This window comes from Kitasatospora sp. NPDC042419 (assembly GCF_056437345.1).
In genome coordinates, this window is record NZ_JBWKAW010000018.1 from 49,632 (window position 1) to 68,082 (window position 18,451).

General features: G+C 75.1%; 15 protein-coding genes and 1 pseudogene. 11 read left to right on the forward strand and 5 right to left on the reverse strand.

The features are described from left to right. Positions 1-70: 70 nt before the first annotated feature. Positions 71-856, reverse strand: coding sequence for an NAD(P)-dependent oxidoreductase (locus AC067J_RS28310; protein ID WP_478303843.1), 786 nt, complete (start codon positions 854-856; stop codon positions 71-73). Positions 857-927: 71 nt separating this feature from the next. On the opposite strand from AC067J_RS28310, the gene AC067J_RS28315 reads away from it, so the two are divergent. Continuing rightward, the gene (locus AC067J_RS28315; RefSeq protein WP_478303845.1) at positions 928-1,824 is read left to right on the forward strand and encodes a LysR family transcriptional regulator; all 897 of its coding nucleotides are present in this window, start codon (positions 928-930) and stop codon (positions 1,822-1,824) included. A 318-nt stretch (positions 1,825-2,142) separates the two neighbouring features. Next, positions 2,143-6,045, forward strand: coding sequence for a non-ribosomal peptide synthetase family protein (locus AC067J_RS28320; RefSeq protein WP_478303847.1), 3,903 nt, complete (start codon positions 2,143-2,145; stop codon positions 6,043-6,045). 235 nt (positions 6,046-6,280) lie between these two features. Here the strand turns inward: AC067J_RS28320 and AC067J_RS28325 are convergent. From AC067J_RS28325 to AC067J_RS28335, 3 genes and pseudogenes are all read right to left on the reverse strand, one after another. Then, positions 6,281-6,619, reverse strand: a pseudogene (locus AC067J_RS28325) (ArsR/SmtB family transcription factor); the annotation flags it as partial. After that, complete coding sequence (locus AC067J_RS28330) at positions 6,616-7,062, reverse strand: SRPBCC domain-containing protein (protein ID WP_478303849.1); 447 nt, start codon at positions 7,060-7,062, stop codon at positions 6,616-6,618. The pseudogene AC067J_RS28325 and the gene AC067J_RS28330, both read right to left, overlap by 4 nt. 100 nt (positions 7,063-7,162) lie before the next feature. Beyond that, on the reverse strand, positions 7,163-7,537 hold the full coding sequence (locus tag AC067J_RS28335) for a hypothetical protein (RefSeq protein ID WP_478303851.1): 375 nt from the start codon (positions 7,535-7,537) through the stop codon (positions 7,163-7,165). A gap of 365 nt (positions 7,538-7,902) precedes the next feature. On the opposite strand from AC067J_RS28335, the gene qcrB reads away from it, so the two are divergent. Then, on the forward strand, positions 7,903-9,555 hold the full coding sequence (qcrB, locus tag AC067J_RS28340) for a cytochrome bc1 complex cytochrome b subunit (RefSeq protein WP_478303853.1): 1,653 nt from the start codon (positions 7,903-7,905) through the stop codon (positions 9,553-9,555). 109 nt (positions 9,556-9,664) lie between these two features. Here the strand turns inward: qcrB and AC067J_RS28345 are convergent, their stop codons facing one another. After that, positions 9,665-10,078, reverse strand: coding sequence for a hypothetical protein (locus tag AC067J_RS28345; RefSeq protein WP_478303855.1), 414 nt, complete (start codon positions 10,076-10,078; stop codon positions 9,665-9,667). A 331-nt stretch (positions 10,079-10,409) separates the two neighbouring features. On the opposite strand from AC067J_RS28345, the gene AC067J_RS28350 reads away from it, so the two are divergent. The 8 genes from AC067J_RS28350 (at position 10,410) to AC067J_RS28385 (ending at position 18,437) form a co-directional block, all read left to right on the forward strand. Then, positions 10,410-10,844 (forward strand): hypothetical protein, encoded by a 435-nt coding sequence (locus tag AC067J_RS28350; RefSeq protein ID WP_478303857.1) that lies wholly within the window; start codon positions 10,410-10,412, stop codon positions 10,842-10,844. Continuing rightward, entirely contained in the window at positions 10,841-11,950 is a 1,110-nt protein-coding gene (locus AC067J_RS28355; protein WP_478303859.1) for a polyprenyl synthetase family protein, read from the forward strand. The genes AC067J_RS28350 and AC067J_RS28355 overlap by 4 nt, the downstream gene beginning before the upstream one ends. A gap of 127 nt (positions 11,951-12,077) precedes the next feature. Further along, positions 12,078-12,746 carry a cupin domain-containing protein gene (locus AC067J_RS28360; RefSeq protein WP_478303861.1) on the forward strand — a complete coding sequence of 223 codons (669 nt, stop codon included), beginning with the start codon at positions 12,078-12,080 and terminating at the stop codon, positions 12,744-12,746. After that, entirely contained in the window at positions 12,743-13,960 is a 1,218-nt protein-coding gene (locus AC067J_RS28365; protein ID WP_478303863.1) for a hypothetical protein, read from the forward strand. The genes AC067J_RS28360 and AC067J_RS28365 overlap by 4 nt, the downstream gene beginning before the upstream one ends. Then, entirely contained in the window at positions 13,957-15,126 is a 1,170-nt protein-coding gene (locus AC067J_RS28370; RefSeq protein ID WP_478303865.1) for a hypothetical protein, read from the forward strand. The genes AC067J_RS28365 and AC067J_RS28370 overlap by 4 nt, the downstream gene beginning before the upstream one ends. After that, complete coding sequence (locus AC067J_RS28375; RefSeq protein WP_478303867.1) at positions 15,123-16,061, forward strand: hypothetical protein; 939 nt, start codon at positions 15,123-15,125, stop codon at positions 16,059-16,061. Before AC067J_RS28370 ends, AC067J_RS28375 begins: the two co-directional genes overlap by 4 nt. Positions 16,062-16,101: 40 nt before the next feature. Beyond that, positions 16,102-16,629 (forward strand): hypothetical protein, encoded by a 528-nt coding sequence (locus tag AC067J_RS28380; RefSeq protein ID WP_478303868.1) that lies wholly within the window; start codon positions 16,102-16,104, stop codon positions 16,627-16,629. A gap of 44 nt (positions 16,630-16,673) precedes the next feature. Further along, positions 16,674-18,437: an asparagine synthetase B family protein gene (locus AC067J_RS28385; protein WP_478303870.1), complete on the forward strand. Its 1,764-nt coding sequence runs from the start codon at positions 16,674-16,676 to the stop codon at positions 18,435-18,437. Positions 18,438-18,451 lie beyond the last annotated feature (14 nt).

The window sequence follows — 18,451 nt, forward strand, 5'->3', positions numbered from 1 at the left end:
CGGGCGCGCGTCCAGGTGGGGGCACCTCCCGGCCGGAGGTCGGCAGGTACCCCCGCTTCGCGGTCCCCGCTCAGCCGGCCCGGACCGCGTCCACCCAGCGGGCGAGGTCCTGCTCGGCGAGTTCGGGGTGGGCGAGCAGCCGCTCGCGCACGGCGGCGAGCACGGGCCCGCCGCCCGCCAGCGCGAGGTCCTTGGCGGCCAGCCGCACCGGGAAGTCCGCGTCGGTGGCACGGGCGCGGCCGACCGCGCCGCCCAGCGGGCCGCCCGCCAGCGCCCCCAGGGCCAGTTCCTCCGACAGTCCGAGCGAGTCGGCCAGCGCGAGTGCCTCCGCGACCACCGCGACTCCCCCGATCATGGCGCCGATCACCACCAGTTTCAGCGCCGCGCCCGACCCGGGACCGCCGCAGCGCACCACCGAGCCGAGCGTCTCCAGCACCGGCAGGACGCGGTCGAGGTCGGCCGGCTCCCCGCCGGCCAGCACGGTCAGCCCGCCCGACGCGGCGGGGCCGACGCTCCCGAGCACCGGCGCGTCCACCAGCCCGACCCCGTCCGGCAGTCGACCGCGCAGGGCGGCCACCGCCTCCGGCCCGACGGAGGACATGTCGATCCAGACCGTGCCGGGCGCCAGCTCCCCCGCGAACCGTCCGGCCACCGCCGTCAGCGCCGCCGGATCGGACAGCATCGTGACGACGACGCCCGCCCCGAGCACCGCCCCGGCCGGGTCGGCGGCCTCCGGGAGCCCCTCCGCCCTGCCGGGCGAGCGGTTCCACACCGTCAACGGGTGTCCTGCGGCAGCGAGTCGACGGGCCATCGGCTGCCCCATCCGGCCGAGGCCGAGGAATGCGATCTTCTCCATGGCCTCCACGCTACGAAGCGCCGAGCAAGGCGACAAGCGAATGTCTCGCATGGTAGCCATGCAGGATGGACATGGCATGGCTCGAAGTCTTCCGCACCGCGGCCCGGCTGGGGTCGTTCACCGCCGCCGGTGAGCGACTGGGATTCACCCAGTCCGCGATATCACGTCAGATCTCCACACTGGAGGCCGAGTTCGGTGCTCCGCTGTTCGACCGCCTGGCCCGCGGGGTGCGGCTCACCGAGCACGGGCGCACCCTGCTGCCGCACGCCGAGGCGCTGTTGGAGCGGCTGGACGGCACCCGCCGCGACCTCGCGGCGCTCACCGCGCTGGACCTCGGCCGGCTGCGGGTCGGCGCCTTCGACAGCGCCAACGCGGCCCTGGTGCCGGCCGCGCTGGCGGCGTTCCGGGCGGCGCACCCGCGGGTCGGCGTCTCGCTCACCGAAGGGCTCTCGGCCGCCCTGCTCGACCGGTTGCGGGACGGCGCGATCGACCTCGCCGTGGTCTCCTCCTACGCCGAACACCCTTACGACACCGAGCTGTTCGACCTCCGGCCACTGGTCGAGGACCCGGTCCTGGTGGCCCTCCCGCCGGACCACCCGCTGACCGGGCGGGAGGTGGTGCGGCTGGCCGAACTGGCCGAGGAGCACTGGATCGCCGTCAGCCGGCGGGCCGAGTCCACCCTGCTGGCCGCCTGCGTGCGCAGCGGCTTCCGGCCGCGGATCGAGTACGAGGTGGCCGGGTGGCCCGCCAAACTCGGCCTGGTGGCCGTCGGCCTGGGCGTCACCCTGATCCCGGCACTGGCCGCCCGGGCCGCCCGCCCGGACGTCGCCCTCGTCCCGCTCCATCCGGACGACACGCCCGTCCGCCTGGTCCGCACCGCCGTCCGCCGGGGCTGGTCGGTCCCGCCGGCGGTCACCGCCTTCCTCGGGCACCTGGCCGCGGCGGCGCAGCCGTCCCACCGGGGCTGAGCAGCCGGGCCCACCGGGGCTGAGCAGCCGGGCCCCGGCGGGCCCGACGGGCGGGCGGACCCGGTGGACGGACGGCGACGGTCGGTCACCCCTCACGCGTCCGCCGGGACCGGGACACGGCCCGGGACACGGTCCGGGACACCCGGGACGCGGGCGGGCGGACCCGGGCGGCCCCGGGCGCAGGGCCGGGCCCGAAGTCGGGCCAGGAGACGACCGGTGCCCCAGGCGACCGGGACGGCGGGCAGCGGACCTTGGAGGTCACGCCCGGCCGGAGCCGGGCGGCCGCACCGTTCCGCACCCACCCACGGGAACCACCTCATGACCGCACAGTCCGCTCCGTCCGCCGCCCTCCTCGACGCCCGACGCTCCGTCTGCCTGCCCGACCTGCTCCGCCGGCAGGTGGCCGCCCGGCCCGACGCCACGGCCGTCACCGGCGACGGCGGCCGGCTCAGCTACCGCGAGCTCGGCGGGGCCGCCGACGCCCTCGGAGCCCACCTGCACCAGCTGGGCGTGGCCGCCGACGACTGCGTCGGCCTGTACACCGAGCCCTCCCTGGACCTGATGACCGGGGCCTGGGGCATCCTCTGCGCGGGCGCCGCCTACCTGCCGCTCTCCCCGGAGTACCCCGAGGAGCGGATCCGCTACATGATCGAGTCGAGCGGGACCAGGGTGATCGTCGCCCAGGCCCACCTGCGGGAGCGCCTCGCCGGGCTGGTCCCGGCCGGCGTCCGGATCGTCACGCCCGCCGACCTCCGGGACACCGGCGCCAACGGCAGCACCGGCAGCACCGGCGCCACCGGCACGCACCCGATCCCGCACCAGAGCCAGGGCCCCGGTGACCACCCGCCCGGCCCGACCCCGGACGCGCTGGCGTACGTCATCTACACCTCCGGCAGCACCGGCCGGCCCAAGGGCGTGATGATCGAGCACCACAGCATCGTGTCGCAGCTGCGCTGGCTGGCCGACGCCGGCCACCTCGGCCCGGACACCACCGTGCTGCAGAAGACGCCGATGAGCTTCGACGCCGCGCAGTGGGAGATCCTCGCCCCCGCCGCGGGCGCGCACGTGGTGATGGGCGCACCCGGCGTCTACCGCGACCCGGACGGGCTGATCGACACCGTGCTGGAGCACGGCGTGACCACCCTGCAGTGCGTGCCCACGCTGCTCCAGGCGCTGCTGGACACCGAACGGCTGGCCGGCTGCACCTCGCTGCGCGCGGTCTACTCGGGCGGTGAGGCGCTCTCCGTCCGCCTCGCCCGGGCGCTCACCGCCGAGTTGCCCGGCGTCTCGCTGGTCAACCTGTACGGGCCGACCGAGTGCACCATCAACGCGACAGCCCACCGGGTGGACCCGGAGTGCCTCGGCGAGGGGTCCGGATCGGTGCCGATCGGCGTGCCGGTCGACCGCACCCGCTGCTTCGTGCTGGACGCGGAGCTGGCCCCGGTGGAGGTCGGCGCCACCGGCGAGCTGTACATCGGCGGCGTCCAGCTGGCCCGCGGCTACCTGAACCGGCCCGACCTGACGGCGGAGCGGTTCGTCGCCTCCCCGTACCTGCCGGGCGAGCGGCTGTACCGCACCGGCGACCTCGCCCAGTGGAACCCGGACGGCACCCTGCAGTGCGCCGGCCGGGTGGACAACCAGGTCAAGCTGCGCGGCTACCGCGTCGAGCTGGACGAGATCGCGCTCGCCGTCGAGGAGCACACCTGGGTGCGCCGCGCCGCCGCGGTGGTCACCGACGACGCGCGGACGGGGCACCGGAACCTGGTGGCCTGCGTGGAGCTGAACCCCAAGGAGGCGGCCCTGATGGACCAGGGCAGCCACGGCGGGCACCACCGGTCGAAGGCGAGCAAGCTCCAGGTGAAGGCGCAGCTGTCGAACCCGGGCGTGCGGAGCCCGGGCCGGCTGGCCGGCCGGCCGGTGGTCGGGCTGCCGGGGCGGCGGGAGAGCGCCCGGCAGCGCCGGGAGACCTTCGCCCGCAAGACCTACCGCTACTTCGAGGGCGGCCCGGTGACCCGGGACGACCTGCTGGCCCTGCTCGCCGCGCCGCACCCGGCCGGCCGGCCGGTCCGCCGGAGCGGCGGCGTGACCCTGGCCGAACTGGGCGGAATCCTGCGGTGGTTCGGCCAGTTCCACAGCGCGGAGCGGCTGCTGCCGAAGTACGCGTACGCGTCCCCCGGCGCCCTGTACGCCACCCAGCTCTACCTGGAGACGGACGGCTCCCACGGCCTGCCCGCGGGCGTCCACTACTACCACCCGGTCGACCACGGCCTGGTCCGGGTCGGCGACGCGGCGGGGGACGCCGTACCCCTGGCCCTGCACTTCCTCGGCCGGCGCGGCGCGATCGAGCCGGTCTACCGCAACAACATCCGGGAGGTGCTGGAGTTCGAGACCGGGCACATGCTCGGCGTGCTGGAGGAGGTGCTGCCCGGGTACGGGCTGGCCGTCCGGCCGCTCGGCCACGAGCCGGCCGTCCGGGGGCGGCTGGACGTCGCCGAGGAGGACCTCTACCTGGGCAGCTTCGCGGTCGTCCCGGAGGACGGGCGGCCGCACCGGGACGACACCGAGCTCTACGTCCAGGCCCATCCCGGCCGGGTCGAGGGCCTGCCGGCCGGCACCTACCGCTACGCGGACGGCGGGCTGACCAGGATCTCGGACGAGCTGGTGGAGCCCCGGCACGTGATCGCGATCAACCAGCAGGTCCACCGGCGGTCGGCCTTCGGCATCACGGCGGTGAGCCGGGCGGCGGAGCCGTGGCTGGAGTACATCGGTCTCGGCACCCGGCTGCACCACCTGCAGCGCAACGGGCTCGGCCTCGGGTTCATGTCCTCGGGCTACAGCTCGAAGAGCGGCCATCCGCTGCCGGCCGCCCGCCGGCTGGACGCGATCCTCGCCTCGTGCGGGATCGCGGCCGGGCCGTCGTACTTCTTCCTCGGCGGGCGGGTCAGCGAGGAGCAGATCCGCAGCGAGGGCATGCGGGAGGACGCCGTCCACATGAAGGGGCCGGCGGAGATGATCAGGGACGAGCTGGCCGCCGTGCTGCCGGACTACATGATCCCCAACCGGGTGCTGATCCTGGACGAGCTGCCGCTGACCGCCAACGGCAAGGTCGACGTCAAGGCCCTCGCCGCCGGTGAACAGGTGCGGGACGCCGACACGGGCGCGCCGTTCGTGGCGCCGTCGACGCCGACCGAACGCCGGCTCGCCGGGGTCTGGGGCGCCGCGCTGAAGTACGAGGCGGTCTCACTGGCCGACGAGTTCTTCGCCGCGGGCGGGAACTCGCTGGTCGCGGTGGCGCTGGTCAACCGGGTCAACCGGGAGTTCGGCGTCCGGCTGCCGCTCCAGGTGCTGTTCGAGAGCCCCCGGCTGGCCGACCTGGCGGAGCGGATCGACCGCTCCGGCGCCGGAGGGTCCGGCGGGCCCGCCTCCCGGCTGGTCCCGCTGCACCGCGACGGCGCCGGTGACCCGGTGTTCTGCTGGCCGGGGCTGGGCGGATACCCGATGAACCTGCGGCCGCTCGCCGGCCGGACGGGCCGGCCGTTCTACGGCGTCCAGACGCACGGCATCAACCCCGGGGAGACGCCGTACCCGACGATCCGGGAGATGGCCGCCGCCGACGTGGCGGAGATCCGCCGGATCCGCCCGGAGGGCCCGTACACCCTCTGGGGCTACTCCTTCGGCGCCCGGGTGGCCTTCGAGGCCGCCTGGCAGCTGGAGCAGGCCGGTCAGCGGGTGGACGACCTGCTGCTGATCTGCCCGGGCAACCCGGAGCTGCGGAAGGCCGACGGCGAGCGGTACGGGCGCGAGTACTCGTACCGCAACCCGGCGTACCTGACGATCCTGTACTCGGTGTTCGCGGGCTCGATCAGCGGGCCCGATCTGGTCCGGTGCCTGGCCGAGGTGCGGGACGAGGACGGCTTCGCCGCCTTCGTCCACCGGCTGCTGCCGGAGCTGGACGAGGAGCTGGTCCGCCGGATCGCCCGGATCGTCGGTGAGACCTACGAGTTCGAGTACAGCTTCCGCGAGCTGACCGAGCGGCGGCTGTCGGCGCCGGTGACGATCTTCAAGGCCACCGGCGACGACTACTCGTTCGTCGAGGACAGCTCCGGCTACTCGGCGACGGCGCCGACCGTGGTCGAACTGGACGGCGACCACTACGGGGTGCTGAAGGAGCACGGTGTCGGCGAGCTGGTCGCCGCCATCAGGTCCCGGTCGAACGCCTGAACACCCGGACACCCCGGACACCCCGAACCCCCGGGCACCCCACCAGCCCGGTCCGGACCGGCCGCCGCGAGCGGCCGGACCGGACCGGACCACCGCCCTCACGCGGGCCGCGCCGGACACGCCGTCAAGGGCGCGTCCCCTTTCCCGCACCCCCCGCGTTCGCCGCGGGCGCCCCCGACACCCCGGCGGCGTCCGCGGCTTCGGCGGTGCCCGCTGTGCCCGCTGTGCCCGCGGCCTCGGCGGCCTCGGCGAGCAGCTTGATCCGCGCCAGCCGCCGGTCCCAGTCCGCCGCGAGCGAGGCCATCCACCGCGCGGTCGCGTCCAGCGCCGCGGGCCGGACGGCGTAGCGGACCTCCCGCCCGGCCCGGTGGCCGGCGACCAGCCCCGCGGCCTCCAGGACGGCGAGATGCTTGACCACGGCCTGCCGGGTGACGGGCAGCGGCTCCGCGAGGGTGGTCGCGGTCGCCTCGCCGCGGGCGGCGAGCAGGTCGAGCAGCCGGCGCCGGGTCGGGTCCGCCAGCGCGCCGAGCACGCTGTCGACGACCTCGGTGCCGGCGCCCCGCTCCTGCGTCACTCCGACCTCTGCTCTGCGCGCGTGCGGAGCGCGTCGAACACCTGGGGCCAGCCGCCGCTGTTGTCCTGGACGGCCTTGCTCCGCTGCTCCTCGGAGGCGGCCAGGGCCGCGAACCCGCTCTCGACGACGCGCAGCCGGGTCTTGTCGCCCTCCGCGCTCAGGGTGAACTCCACCAGGGTGGTGTTGTCCTCGCGCAGTTCCTCGCCCGGGAAGGCGCTGGCCCAGCGGTAGGCCAGGTAGGTCGGCGGTTCGACCTTCTCCACCCGCACCGGGAAGTCGCCGTACTCGGCGTTGTGCGCCACGACGGACTCGCCCTCGCGGGCCACCGTGCCGGCCAGGCCCTCCGGCGTGCCCACCCAGAAGCCGGGCTCGGCCACCAGCGACCAGACCCGCTCCAGGGAGGCCTCGATCAGGGTCTCGCGCTCGATCCTGTCCTCGCTCATGGGATGCTCCTCCGTCGTCACCAATGAATGCAACTCCATGGTTGCACCTCAATCCACCCGGGCGCAACCGGAGGGTTGCGCCCGGGTGCGGTCGCCCCGGTCAGCCCCACCACTGCTCCGGGACGGCGGTCTCCTCCCGCGGCAGCCCGGCCGGGTCCTCGGCGGCCCGCTCCGGACCGGCCGTGACCAGCAGCTCGTCCAGCCCGGTCGCGGCCACCTGGTAGCCGGACTCGCGCAGCACCACGGCGACCGCACCGGTGACCGCGGCCCTGATGCCCTCGACCGGAGGCGACGGGTCGACCCGGTCGGCGCCGTCACCCCCGCCGCCGTCGGCCCCGTCGGCCGACTGCCAGTCGACCACCACCCCTTGCGGGCGGTGGCCGATCCGCAGACCGGACACCCCCCGTCCGGTGTCGAACCCGGCCCGGGCCAGGTCGGCTGTCACGTCCTCGAAGAGTTCCCGGTGATCCACCATTGGCGCAGCGTAGGCCCGGCGCCGCACCCTCCCCGGGCACGGCGCGCGCCGAAACGCTTCAGCGCCCCGGCAACAGCACCCGGGCGCAGCATCCCGGCACCCCACCGGGGGTCGGGGACCACCGGACGGGCCGACACGAGCGGCCGGACGGGCCGATGGACGTGCACAGGCGGCGCGGTGCCGACAGCATGACAGAGTAAGCGCTCCATCACTTTGAGCAACGGGGTCGGCGGATCGGCGGATCCGCGCGTCGGCGTACCCGACACCCCCGCATCGAGAGGTCCGATGATCACATCACTCCGCCGGCCGGCAACTCTGCGGCCGGGCGTCCAGGACGTTCCGCAGCGGACGCCGGGGAGCCCGTCGTGAGAGCCGACCAGCAGTCGAGCCCGGGGCCGGCCACCAGCACCCGCGCGGCGCCCGCCAACAAGGCCGAGGCGCTCGCCGACTGGGCCGACGGGCGGCTCGGCATCTACGCCCTGTCCAAGTCCAACCTGCGCAAGATCTTCCCGGACCACTGGTCCTTCATGCTCGGCGAGATCTGCCTCTACACCTTCATCATCGTCATCCTGACCGGCGTCTGGCTGACGCTGTTCTTCGTCCCCTCGATGGGCGAGGTCATCTACGAGGGCTCGTACGTGCCCCTCAGGGGCATCCCGATGTCCGAGGCCTTCGCCTCGACGATGGAGATCAGTTTCGACATCCGCGGCGGTCTGCTGATCCGGCAGATCCACCACTGGGCCGCCATCGTCTTCGTCGCCGCCATGTTCGTCCACATGATGCGCGTCTTCTTCACCGGGGCGTTCCGCAAGCCGCGCGAGATCAACTGGCTGTTCGGCGCACTGCTGCTGTTCCTCGGCATGTTCGACGGGTTCATGGGCTACTCGCTGCCCGACGACCTGCTCTCCGGCACCGGCATCCGGTTCATGGAGGGCGCGATCCTCGCCGTGCCGATCGTCGGAACGTACCTCCAGTTCTTCATCTTCGGCGGCGAGTTCCCGGGCGTGGTGATCATCCCGCGGCTGTTCACCGTGCACGTCCTGCTGATCCCGGGGATCATGCTGGGGCTGCTGGTGGCCCACCTGATCCTGGTCTTCTACCACAAGCACACCCAGTTCGCCGGACCCGGCCGGACCAACGAGAACGTGGTCGGGATGCCGCTGATGCCGGTCTACATGGCCAAGGCGGGCGGCTTCTTCTTCCTGGTGTTCGGCGCCGTCTCCGCGATGGCGGCGATCGCCACCGTCAACCCGATCTGGCTGTACGGCCCCTACCGGCCCGACCAGGTCTCCACGGACGCCCAGCCGGACTGGTACATGGGCTTCTCCGAGGGCCTGATCCGGATCATGCCGGGCTGGGAGATCGGACTCTGGGGCCACACCCTCAACATGGGTGTCTTCGTACCGCTGATGATCTTCCCGCTGGTCCTGGTGGCGATCTGGTCCTACCCGTTCCTGGAGGCGTGGATCACCGGCGACCGGCGCGAGCACCACATCGCGGACCGGCCGCGCAACGCCCCGGTGCGCACCGCCTTCGGCGCCGCCTGGATCAGCCTCTACCTGATCCTGCTGGCCGGCGGCGGCAACGACCTGCTGGCCACGCACTTCCACCTGTCGATCAACGCGATCACCAACGCGGTCCGGATCGGCTTCTTCGTCGTCCCGGTGGTGGTCTTCGTCATCACCAAGCGGTGGTGCCTGGGCCTCCAGCGGCGGGACAAGGAGAAGGTGCTGCACGGCCGGGAGACCGGCGTCATCAAGCGGCTCCAGCACGGCGAGTTCATCGAGGTCCACGCGCCGCTGCCGCAGGGCCGGCTGCACACGCTCACCTCGCACGACCAGCCGCAGCCCGTCGAGCTGCCGGCCGAGGTGGACGAGAACGGGGTGGCCCGCAAGGTCGGGCTGCTGGCCCGCACCCGCGCCAAGCTCTCCCGCGGCTTCTACGGCTCGGGCAGCCAGATCGCCAAGCCGACGGTCGAGGAGCACGAGGAGATCACCAGCGGCCACGGGCACCACTGACCCGGACGCCCCCGCACGACCGGGCCCGCCGCACCCCCGTGAGGGTGCGGCGGGCCCGGTCGTGTCCCGGCCCCGCGGGACCGGGAGCCACCCGTCCCGCGGGGCGCCGTCAGCCGTGCAGGGCCGCCGGGAGGGCCGCGAGCAATGCCGCCGCCAGGGCCACCGAGAGGCAGAGGGCCGCCCAGCGGGCGCAGATCCGGCGGCACTCGGAGCGGTAGCGGGCGGCCAGTTGCCGGCACCGCTCGACCGCCCGGTCGACGACCTCCTCGGCGTACCGGAGCCGGTCGTCCGCGTAGGCCCGCTCCAGGGCCTCCCGGTCGTCGGGCGGGAGCCAGGGGAACCGGTCGGCGAAGGCCCGGGCGTCCCGCTCGGCCGCCGCCACCTCCGCCTCCCAGGCGAGATAGCCCTCCAGCCGGGCGATCTCCACCCGGGCGTCCACCGCCGGCCCGCCCGCGCTCGGGTCCGTCGCCCGCCTGCCCGGCCGGGCGTTCCGCGCCTTCGGCGGGCGCTGCCTGCCACCCATGACCGCTCCTTGTCCCGTCGTCGTCCCAGCACCCCCCGGCGCGAACCGCTCCGCAGCCACGCAACTACTATCAGTGACCAATGGCGGGTGGCGCCCGACTCGCCGGGCCGCCGCCCGGCCGGTCCGCAGGGACCCGGCGCGCGTCGCGCGGCGCGCGCCGGGGAGGCTCCGGCGCACCTCGGCGGGGGTGCGAACGGGCGTGGCGACACCGGAAGTACGGACACGCTCCGCACACGGCTGTGTACCATCAGCCATCGAGACCGGCGCCCTGCCCCGCGTCGGCCCCGCCCGCCCCCGGCCCAGCCCGGGACGTGATCCCAGGAGGTCAGCCATGCCCGACGCCGGTCGGTTCAGCGAGTTGGGCGAGCAGGGCTCGCGCGCGGTCATGGAGGCCGCGGCGGTGCTGGAACGCGAGCTCTCCGCCGGGCTGGCGGACGCCAAGGCGGCCACCGCCCGGCTGACCGGCGAGCACCGCGTGGACCAGGAGGAGTTCGACCGACTGGTCCGCCGGGTCTCGGAGAACACCCACCAGCTGATCGACGCCGTCAGCACCCGGGTCCTCGCCAGCACCACCGGCGAGGTGTCCGAGCAGGCCGAGCGGCTCACCGCCAACGCCCACGACGTCCTCGACCTGCTGCTGAACCTCAGCAGCCTCGCCCCCGGCCTCGCCAACCGGACGCTTCAGGGCGCCTTCGGCCCGCAGCGCGGCGCCGCCGACCGGGCCGAGGGCGCCGGCGGCGAGTCGGCCGACCGGCCGAACGGGTGAGCACGACGGCCGGGCCGGCGGCCGTCGGGGCTCCGCTGGTCGAACGGGTCCTCGCCCGGTACCGCGAGCGGACCGTCGCCGAGCTGCTCCGCCACATCCCCGAACAGAGCCCGCCCTACCTCTACGAGCTCGCCGCCGACTACCCGGTCCGGCCCTGCAAGGGCCTGCGCGCGGCGCTCTGCCTGGCCACCTGCACCGCCTTCGGCGGCTCGCCCGGGCGGGCCCTCAACCCGGCGGTCACCGTCGAACTGTTCCACAACGCCTTCCTGATCCACGACGACATCCAGGACGGCAGCGAGCTGCGCCGGGGCGCGCCCACGCTCCCCACCCAGTACGGCGTCGAGGTCGCACTGAACGTCGGCAACGCGACCCACCTGCTCGGACTGCGCCGGGTGATGGCCAACCGGCGCGGCCTGGGCGGCGAACTGGCCTGGCGGCTGTTCGAGGAGACCGAGCTGATGTGCCGGCAGTCGCTGGAGGGCCAGGCGATGGAGATCGGCTGGATCAGGGACAACGTCTGCGAGCTGACGGCCACCGACTACTACCGGATGTGCCTCAAGAAGACGTCCTGGTACACCTTCCTCTACCCGTGCCGCTCCGGACTGCTGGTCGCCCGCGGCGCCGGTACGGACGCCAACCGGCTCGACCGCTTCGGCTGGTACCTCGGCGCCGCCTTCCAGATCCAGGACGACGTGCTCAACCTGATCGGCACGGCCGAGGTGTACGGCAAGGAGATCGCCGGGGACCTCTGGGAGGGCAAGCGGACCCTCATGCTGATCCACCTGCTGGAGCGCGGCACCCCCGGCGAACGGGCCCGCGTCGTGCGGTACCTGAGCCGCACCCGCTCCCAGCGCGGCCCCGAGGCGGCCGAGGACGTCCGCTGGCTGCTCGACCGGATGGCCGCGTACGACTGCGTGGCGAGCGCCCAGGAGGCGGCCGCCGGGCTGGTCGCCGCCGCCGAGCGGGAGATCGAGGGCGTCCTCGCGGACGTCTCCCCGGACGCGGCCGGAGCGGCCGGGGAGGACGCCGACACGGCCGAGGAGGCCGCCGAGGCGCGGGAGTTCCTGCTGGCCCTGCCCGGATTCGTGGTCGCCCGCGGCCGCTGACCCTTGCGCGTTCACCCACCCTGCGTAAGATCCACAAGGCTGACCCCGGCGGACGGGAACCGGCCGCGGGTCGGTCGACGTCACCGGGGATGACGTCGCTGCGGTCAACGTGGGGGTGGGGTGGCCGATGTCCGTGGAATCCGGCCTGCGCGAGCTCGAACGGCTCGCCGGGCGACTGCCTGCCGGGGTCGACCTGTACCGGCTCCGGCCGGACGGCCGCGTCCTGCTCGCCGACCGGGACGGCGCACGGGAGTTGGGCCCGGACACCGCACACGGCCCGGCCGGTGAGGAACTGCTCCGCTTCATCGACGAGGGCCAGTTCGCCCACTACCTGGTCGGCGACGCCAAGACCTCGCCCGAGCGGCCGTCCAACGCCACCTACAAGCTCGGCATCGTCGCCCCGCGCAGCGCCTTCACCCCGCACGCCCACGGCGGCGAGCACCTGGTGCTCAGCCTCGGCCACGCCGCCTGCGGCCTCTACGACGCCGAGCGGCGCCGGGTGGTGGACGTCCCGCTGACGCCCGGACTGCTGATCCGGATCCCCGAACTGATGCCGCACTCCTTCGCCAACCGGGGCACCGAACCGCTCAACATCCTCGCCGCCAACACCGGTTACGGCATCGACCACGAGGACTACGCGATCACCGCCGCCGAGGCCGAACGCCGCCAGGAGACCGAACTCGCCGAGGCCCTGCGGGCGGTGGAGCGCGAACAGCAGGTGGGCGGGGTCAGCGCCCGGGAACGGCTGGCCGCCCGGCTGCGCCGGCTCGCGGCCGCGCTGGAGGTGCCGCGGTGATCTGCCCGCACTGCCGGCAGCAACTGCTGCAGCGCGAACGCCACGGCCGCCGCTGCGGCCGGTGCCGGCGCGAGTTCGCGCTGGACCCGAAGCTCGACCAGGGCCTGCACGACCTCCGGGTACGGCAGCACGCGGCCCGGCTCACCGGCGGCGGCCGCCTCGTCTGCACCACCGACCAGCTGCGCTGGTCCCTCGTCAAGCGGCAGCAGCCCTCGGCGCTCCCGGACCGCCCGCCCGCGGAACCGCCCGCGCCCATCGCCGGGACCGACCGCCCGGGCTGCACGACGGCGGGCGCGGCCGTCCCGCTGACCGCCGCCGTCCTCTGGGCCGTCCTCGCGCCCGGCTACCCGCTCCTCGCCCTCGCACCGGCCGCGATCGGCCTGTGGTTCCTGTTCGGCCTGCTGGTCATCGTCCTGGAACGCCGGAAGCTCCCGCAGAAGCGCCGGGAGTGGCAGTCGTCGCACGACCGGTGGACCGAACAGCTCCGGGAGTGGCAGGCCGAGCAGCAGCGCTGGACCGAAACCATGGTGACCCCCGTCGACCTGACGGACCAGCGGTTCCGCTCCTCGGTCCTGTACTCCTGGAAACGCACCTACGGCGCCCTGCCCGCGGGCGTGGTCGACGAGTCGACCGTCCGGCCGACCGGACCGTCCGGCGCCCCGGCGCTCGCCGTGCTCTGCCCGGACCCCACGGTGACGACCTTCCTGCACGCCAACGGCTTCCCCGGGCGCCACGACGCGCTCCTCGTGCGCACGCCGGAGGAGATACCCGCCGGACTCCCCGTGGTCGTCCTGCACGACGCCTCCCCGCAGGGCTGCCTGCTCGTCGCCGACACCCGCGCCGCGCTGCCCGGCCGCCGGGTCGTCGACGCCGGGCTGTCGGCACGGACCGTGCTCGCCGAGCGGACGCGGACGGTCCAGCTGTACGCCCGCCAACAGCGCGCAGCGCTCGCGGAACAGCTGGCGCGGCTGCCTGAACTCACCGGGGCCGAACGCACCTGGTACGAGAAGGGCCTGTGGAGCCCGATCGCCGCCCAGCCGCCCAGGCGGGTGCTGGCGGCCGCCGAACGGGCCGCCGAACGCGCGCTGGGACGCGACCCGGGACGCGACCTGGGGTTCCTGAGCTGGCCGACCCGCCCGGCCGGGCCCGCCCCGGCTGCGCCACCCGCCCGCCCGGCAGACCTGGGCAAGGCCGGACCGGAGGCGCCGCGATGATCTGTCCGCACTGCGCGAAGAGCCTGCGCCAGCGCGAGCGCGGCGGGCACCGCTGCTCGTACTGCCGCAAGGACTTCGCCCTCGATCCGAAGTCGGAGGGCACCGGGCTCCACGACCTGCGGATCCGCAAGCTGACCGCGAAGCTCACCCTGGACGGCCGACTGGCCTGCACCACCGACCAGTTGCGGTACGCCCTGCAGCGGCGCGGCCGGCCCGAACCGGCCTTCCTCGGCAGCCGGGGCGGCGGCTCCTGCCTGGCCGTGCTCGGAGTCGCGGCCGCGGTCGTCGGCGCGGCCCTGAACGGGGTGCTCACCGTACTCCTGGTACTCGGCGGCCTCGTCCTGATCGGCAGCGGCGTCCGGCTGTTCCGGCTCGCCGACAAGCCCGCGCCGCCCGCCCCGGTCGAACTCCGCTGGGACGCCGGCGCCTTCCGCGGCACCGTGGTCGACCGGTGGAAGAAGGTCTACGGCACGCTGCCCGCCGGGCTGGTCGAGGACGAACTGGTCCGCCCGGGCCCGCCGCCCGCCGACCCGGCGTTCGTGCTGCTCTGCCCGGACCGCACGGTGACGGCCTTCCTGCACGCCAACGACTACCCGCGCCGCCACCGCGCGCTGCTCGCGGCCGACCTGCGCGGCGTCCCCGCCGGACTGCCCGTGGTGGTGCTGCACGACGCCTCCCCGCAGGGCTGCCTGCTGGTCGCCGACGCCCGCGCCGCGCTGACCCGCCGCAGGGTCCTCGACGCCGGCCTCCCGGTCCGCACGGTGCTGGTCGACCAGTCCAAGTACGTCCTGCTCCGCGACCCGCACCGCTCCGAGGAGTTGCAGACCCGGCTGGAGCGGACCGTGCCGGGGCTGACCGCCACCGAGCTGACCTGGTTCGCCGAGGGCTGGTGGAGCCCGCTCGCCGCACTGCCGCCCAAACGGCTGATGGCCGTCGCCGTCCGGGCCGCCGAACGGGCGGGCCCGGCGCACCCGGCACGCGGGCCGGGCGCGGCGGGCGGGCCGGGCGCGGCGGGCGGCCTCGTCAAGGCCCCGGCGGCCCGGCGGCCCGAGCCGCCCGAGAGCCCCGCCGAGACCCGTCGACGCGCCCTCGCCGTCGGCTTCCTGACCTGGCCCGACGACCGGCCCGGCACCGGGCCCGGGCCCGCCGAGAAGGGCACCGCATGACCCCGCGTCCACTGCTGGACGGAGCACTGACCGTCGCCGCCGCCCGGGCCGGAGCCCCCGGCGGGCTGCGCTACACCGAACGCCAGCTCTACTACGAGCTGTGCCGGGTGCTCCAGCCGCTGCACGCCGGCCCGCGCCGGATCCCCTACACCCTGGCACCGCCGCTGCGGTACGGCCGCTTCGCCGACGCGCTGGCCGCCCGGCGCGGCGGGCTGCCGGGCCTGCTGCCGCCGCTGGAGCCCGGTGCGGCGGTGGCACCGCACGCCCGGGTGGCCACCGAGGGCGACCTCTACGACTACGGGCTGCCCCGGCTGCTGGTCTGCCAGAGCCCCGAGATCGCCGCCATGCTGGTCGCCAACGACCTGCACCTGGAGGCCGCCTGCCCCGTCGTCCCCGCCGCCGACCTGCCGCTCGACCCGCGGCTGACGGCGGCGCTGGCCCGCGCGGGCGACGCCGTGGTGCACGTGCTGCACGACGCCAGCCCGGCCGGTCTGGCCTGCTTCGAGCGGGTCCGGGCGGAGTACGGCGGCGGCGCGGGAGGCTCCGGCGCGGGCGACAGCGAGAAGGGACACAGCGAGAAGGGGGGCAGCGAGGCGGGGGGCACCGAGGCTGGGGCCGGCGGCGCGGACGGGGCCGGCGCGGTACGGGTGCGCTCGATGGGCCTGGTCCCCCGGCACGCCACCGCCCTCCACCTGACCTCCGGCCGCGGCCCGCGCGCCTACCGGGGCCCGCTGCCCGCCGGACTCCGGCCCGAGGAGCGGGCCTGGCTCGGCAGCGGCCGGACCATCGAACTGGCCGCCGTCGGCCCTGCCCGGCTGCTGCACACCGTGATCCGCCAGGTCCGCGGCACCGCCACCGGACCGCGCCGCACCCCGCTGCGGAGCCGGGTGCGCACCGCACGGGAAGCCGGCTTCCTCAGCTGGCCCACCGCCTGACCACCCGCCCCGTCACCGACGCGTGAGGACCCCTCGACCCATGAGCAACGCACGCCACCTCGGCTACCGCGACGAACTGCTGGCCGACGGCCAGCTGCACCGGCGGTACGAGGACGGCCGCAGCGAGTGGCGCCGGCGCGGCGCCGGCCACCTCGTCCACTGGCAGGACAGCCTCGGCCGGTCCGGCACCGACGAACGCCTCGGCCGGGACCTCGTCAAACGGCGCCACACCGACGGCACCACCGAGTACGGCCGCGACATCGGCTACGGGCGCACCGTCTGGGCCGGCGGCCTGGTCACCGTCAACCGCACCTCCTTCAGGGGGCGGCTCGGCGTGGTCGTCGGCGCGCTCGGCGTGGCCGGCGCCGCGGCGATCACCGCCGCGCAGCTCCCGCCCGAGACGCTGACCGAGGAGGAAGAGGAGGAGCTGCGCCGGACCGCCCAGCGCCAGCAGGCCGACGGCGGCGGCGGGGGGTCCGACGGCGGCGGCGCCGAGGCCGACTGGGGAGACTCCGACGACGGCTGGGAGGACACCGGCGACGACTGGGACGGCGACGACTTCGGCTGAGCCGAGCCGCGCCCTCGCAGACCCCCGACGAAAGGCACCACCCCATGCCCCGCTGCTGCGCCTGCAACGGCCCCGACGCCGACCGGGCCCGCTCCCACCTCGCCGCGCTCACCGGCGCCCCGGCGCCGGCCCCGACGCCGGCCGACGACACCGACCGGGGCGGCCGGGCCGCCCTCCTCCACGGTGAACCCGGCTTCGCCACCGGCCCGTTCACCGTCGACGGCACCACCGCCGTGGGCGAGGTCACCCTGCACAACCGGCCCGAGCTGCTCGACGCCCTCGCCGCCACCGGCTCCCCCGCCCCCGGGACCTGCCCGGACGGTGAACTGCTGCTACGGCTGTGGCTCCGGCTCGGCGCCGACGGGATCCGGCGCGCCGACGGACTGTTCGCGCTCGCCGTGGTCGACGGACCCGACCTCGTCCTGATCCGCGACCACGCCGGCGCCCGCACCCTCTTCTACGCCCGCGCCGACGGCTGCTGGGCCGCGTCCACCTCGCTGCGCGCGCTGCGCCGCTGGCCCGCGCTCGGCACCGGGCTCAACCTGGCCGCCGTCCGGTCCTTCCTCACCTTCGCCTACCTGCCCGGCGAGGAGACGCTGCTGCGCGGAGTCCACGAGGCGCTGCCGGGACGGATCCTGCGGCTCGCGGCCGACGGTTCGGCGCACCAGGACCCGTACTGGGAGCCGGCCGAACTGCTCGCCGAGGACGGCCTCCTCCCGCCCGCCGGGTACGCGCGGGAGCTGCGCGCACTGCTGGAGCGCGCCACCGAGCGCCGGCTGCCGGCCGGCGAGGCGGTGGCGGTGCTGCTCTCCGGCGGCGTCGACAGCTCCCTGGTCACCGCGCTCGCCGCCCGGCTGCACGACCACCCCGTCCACACCTACTCGATCAGCTTCGGCGACCGGCTCCCCAACGAGCTCGGCTACTCCGGCCTGGTCGCGGGCCACTGCGGGACCTCCCACCGGGTCCTCACCGTCTCCGGCGCGGAGGTCGCCGCCCGGCTCGCCGACACCGTCGCCCTGCTCGACAGCCCGGTCGGGGACCCGCTGACCGTCCCCAACCTGATGCTCGCCGAGGCCGTCGCGGGCGACGGGATCACCGTCTCGCTCAACGGCGAGGGCGGCGACCCGGTGTTCGGCGGCCCGAAGAACCTGCCGATGCTGGTCCACGAGATGCACCGGGACGACCCGGACCCCGACGCGCGGGCCGAGGCGTACCTGCGGTCCTACCGCAAGTGCTACGAGGACCTGCCCCGGCTGCTCACCCCGGAGGCGCTGCGGGCGCTGGCCGGTGAACCGCAGCCGCGCCGCTTCGTCGCGCCGTACCTGCGGCCCGGGCCGATGCACACGCTGCTCAACCAGCTGCTCCACTGCAACCTGCGGACCAAGGGCGCCCACCACATCCTCACCAAGGTCGAGCGGCTGACCGCCTCGCAGGGCGTGCAGGGCCGGTCGCCGCTCTTCGACCGGCACGTCGTCGACCACGCCTTCGCCACCCCGCCGACGCTCAAGCTCCGCGGCACGGTGGAGAAGTGGGTGCTCAAGGAGGCCGTCCGCGACCTGCTGCCGGCGGCCGTCGTCGACCGGCCGAAGAGCGGCATGCGGGTGCCGGTCCAGCAGTGGCTGAACGGGCCGCTGCGCGACCTCTCCGGAGACCTGCTGCTCGGCCGCGCCTCCCGTGAGCGCGGCCTGGTCCGGCCCGACACCGTCCGCACCTGGATGCGGCGGGAGGGCACGCTGCTGCCGCGCCAGGGCGGCAAGCTCTGGCTGGTGCTCACGCTCGAACTCTGGCTGCGCGCCTACGACCTGTGAGGCCGTCCGGCCCG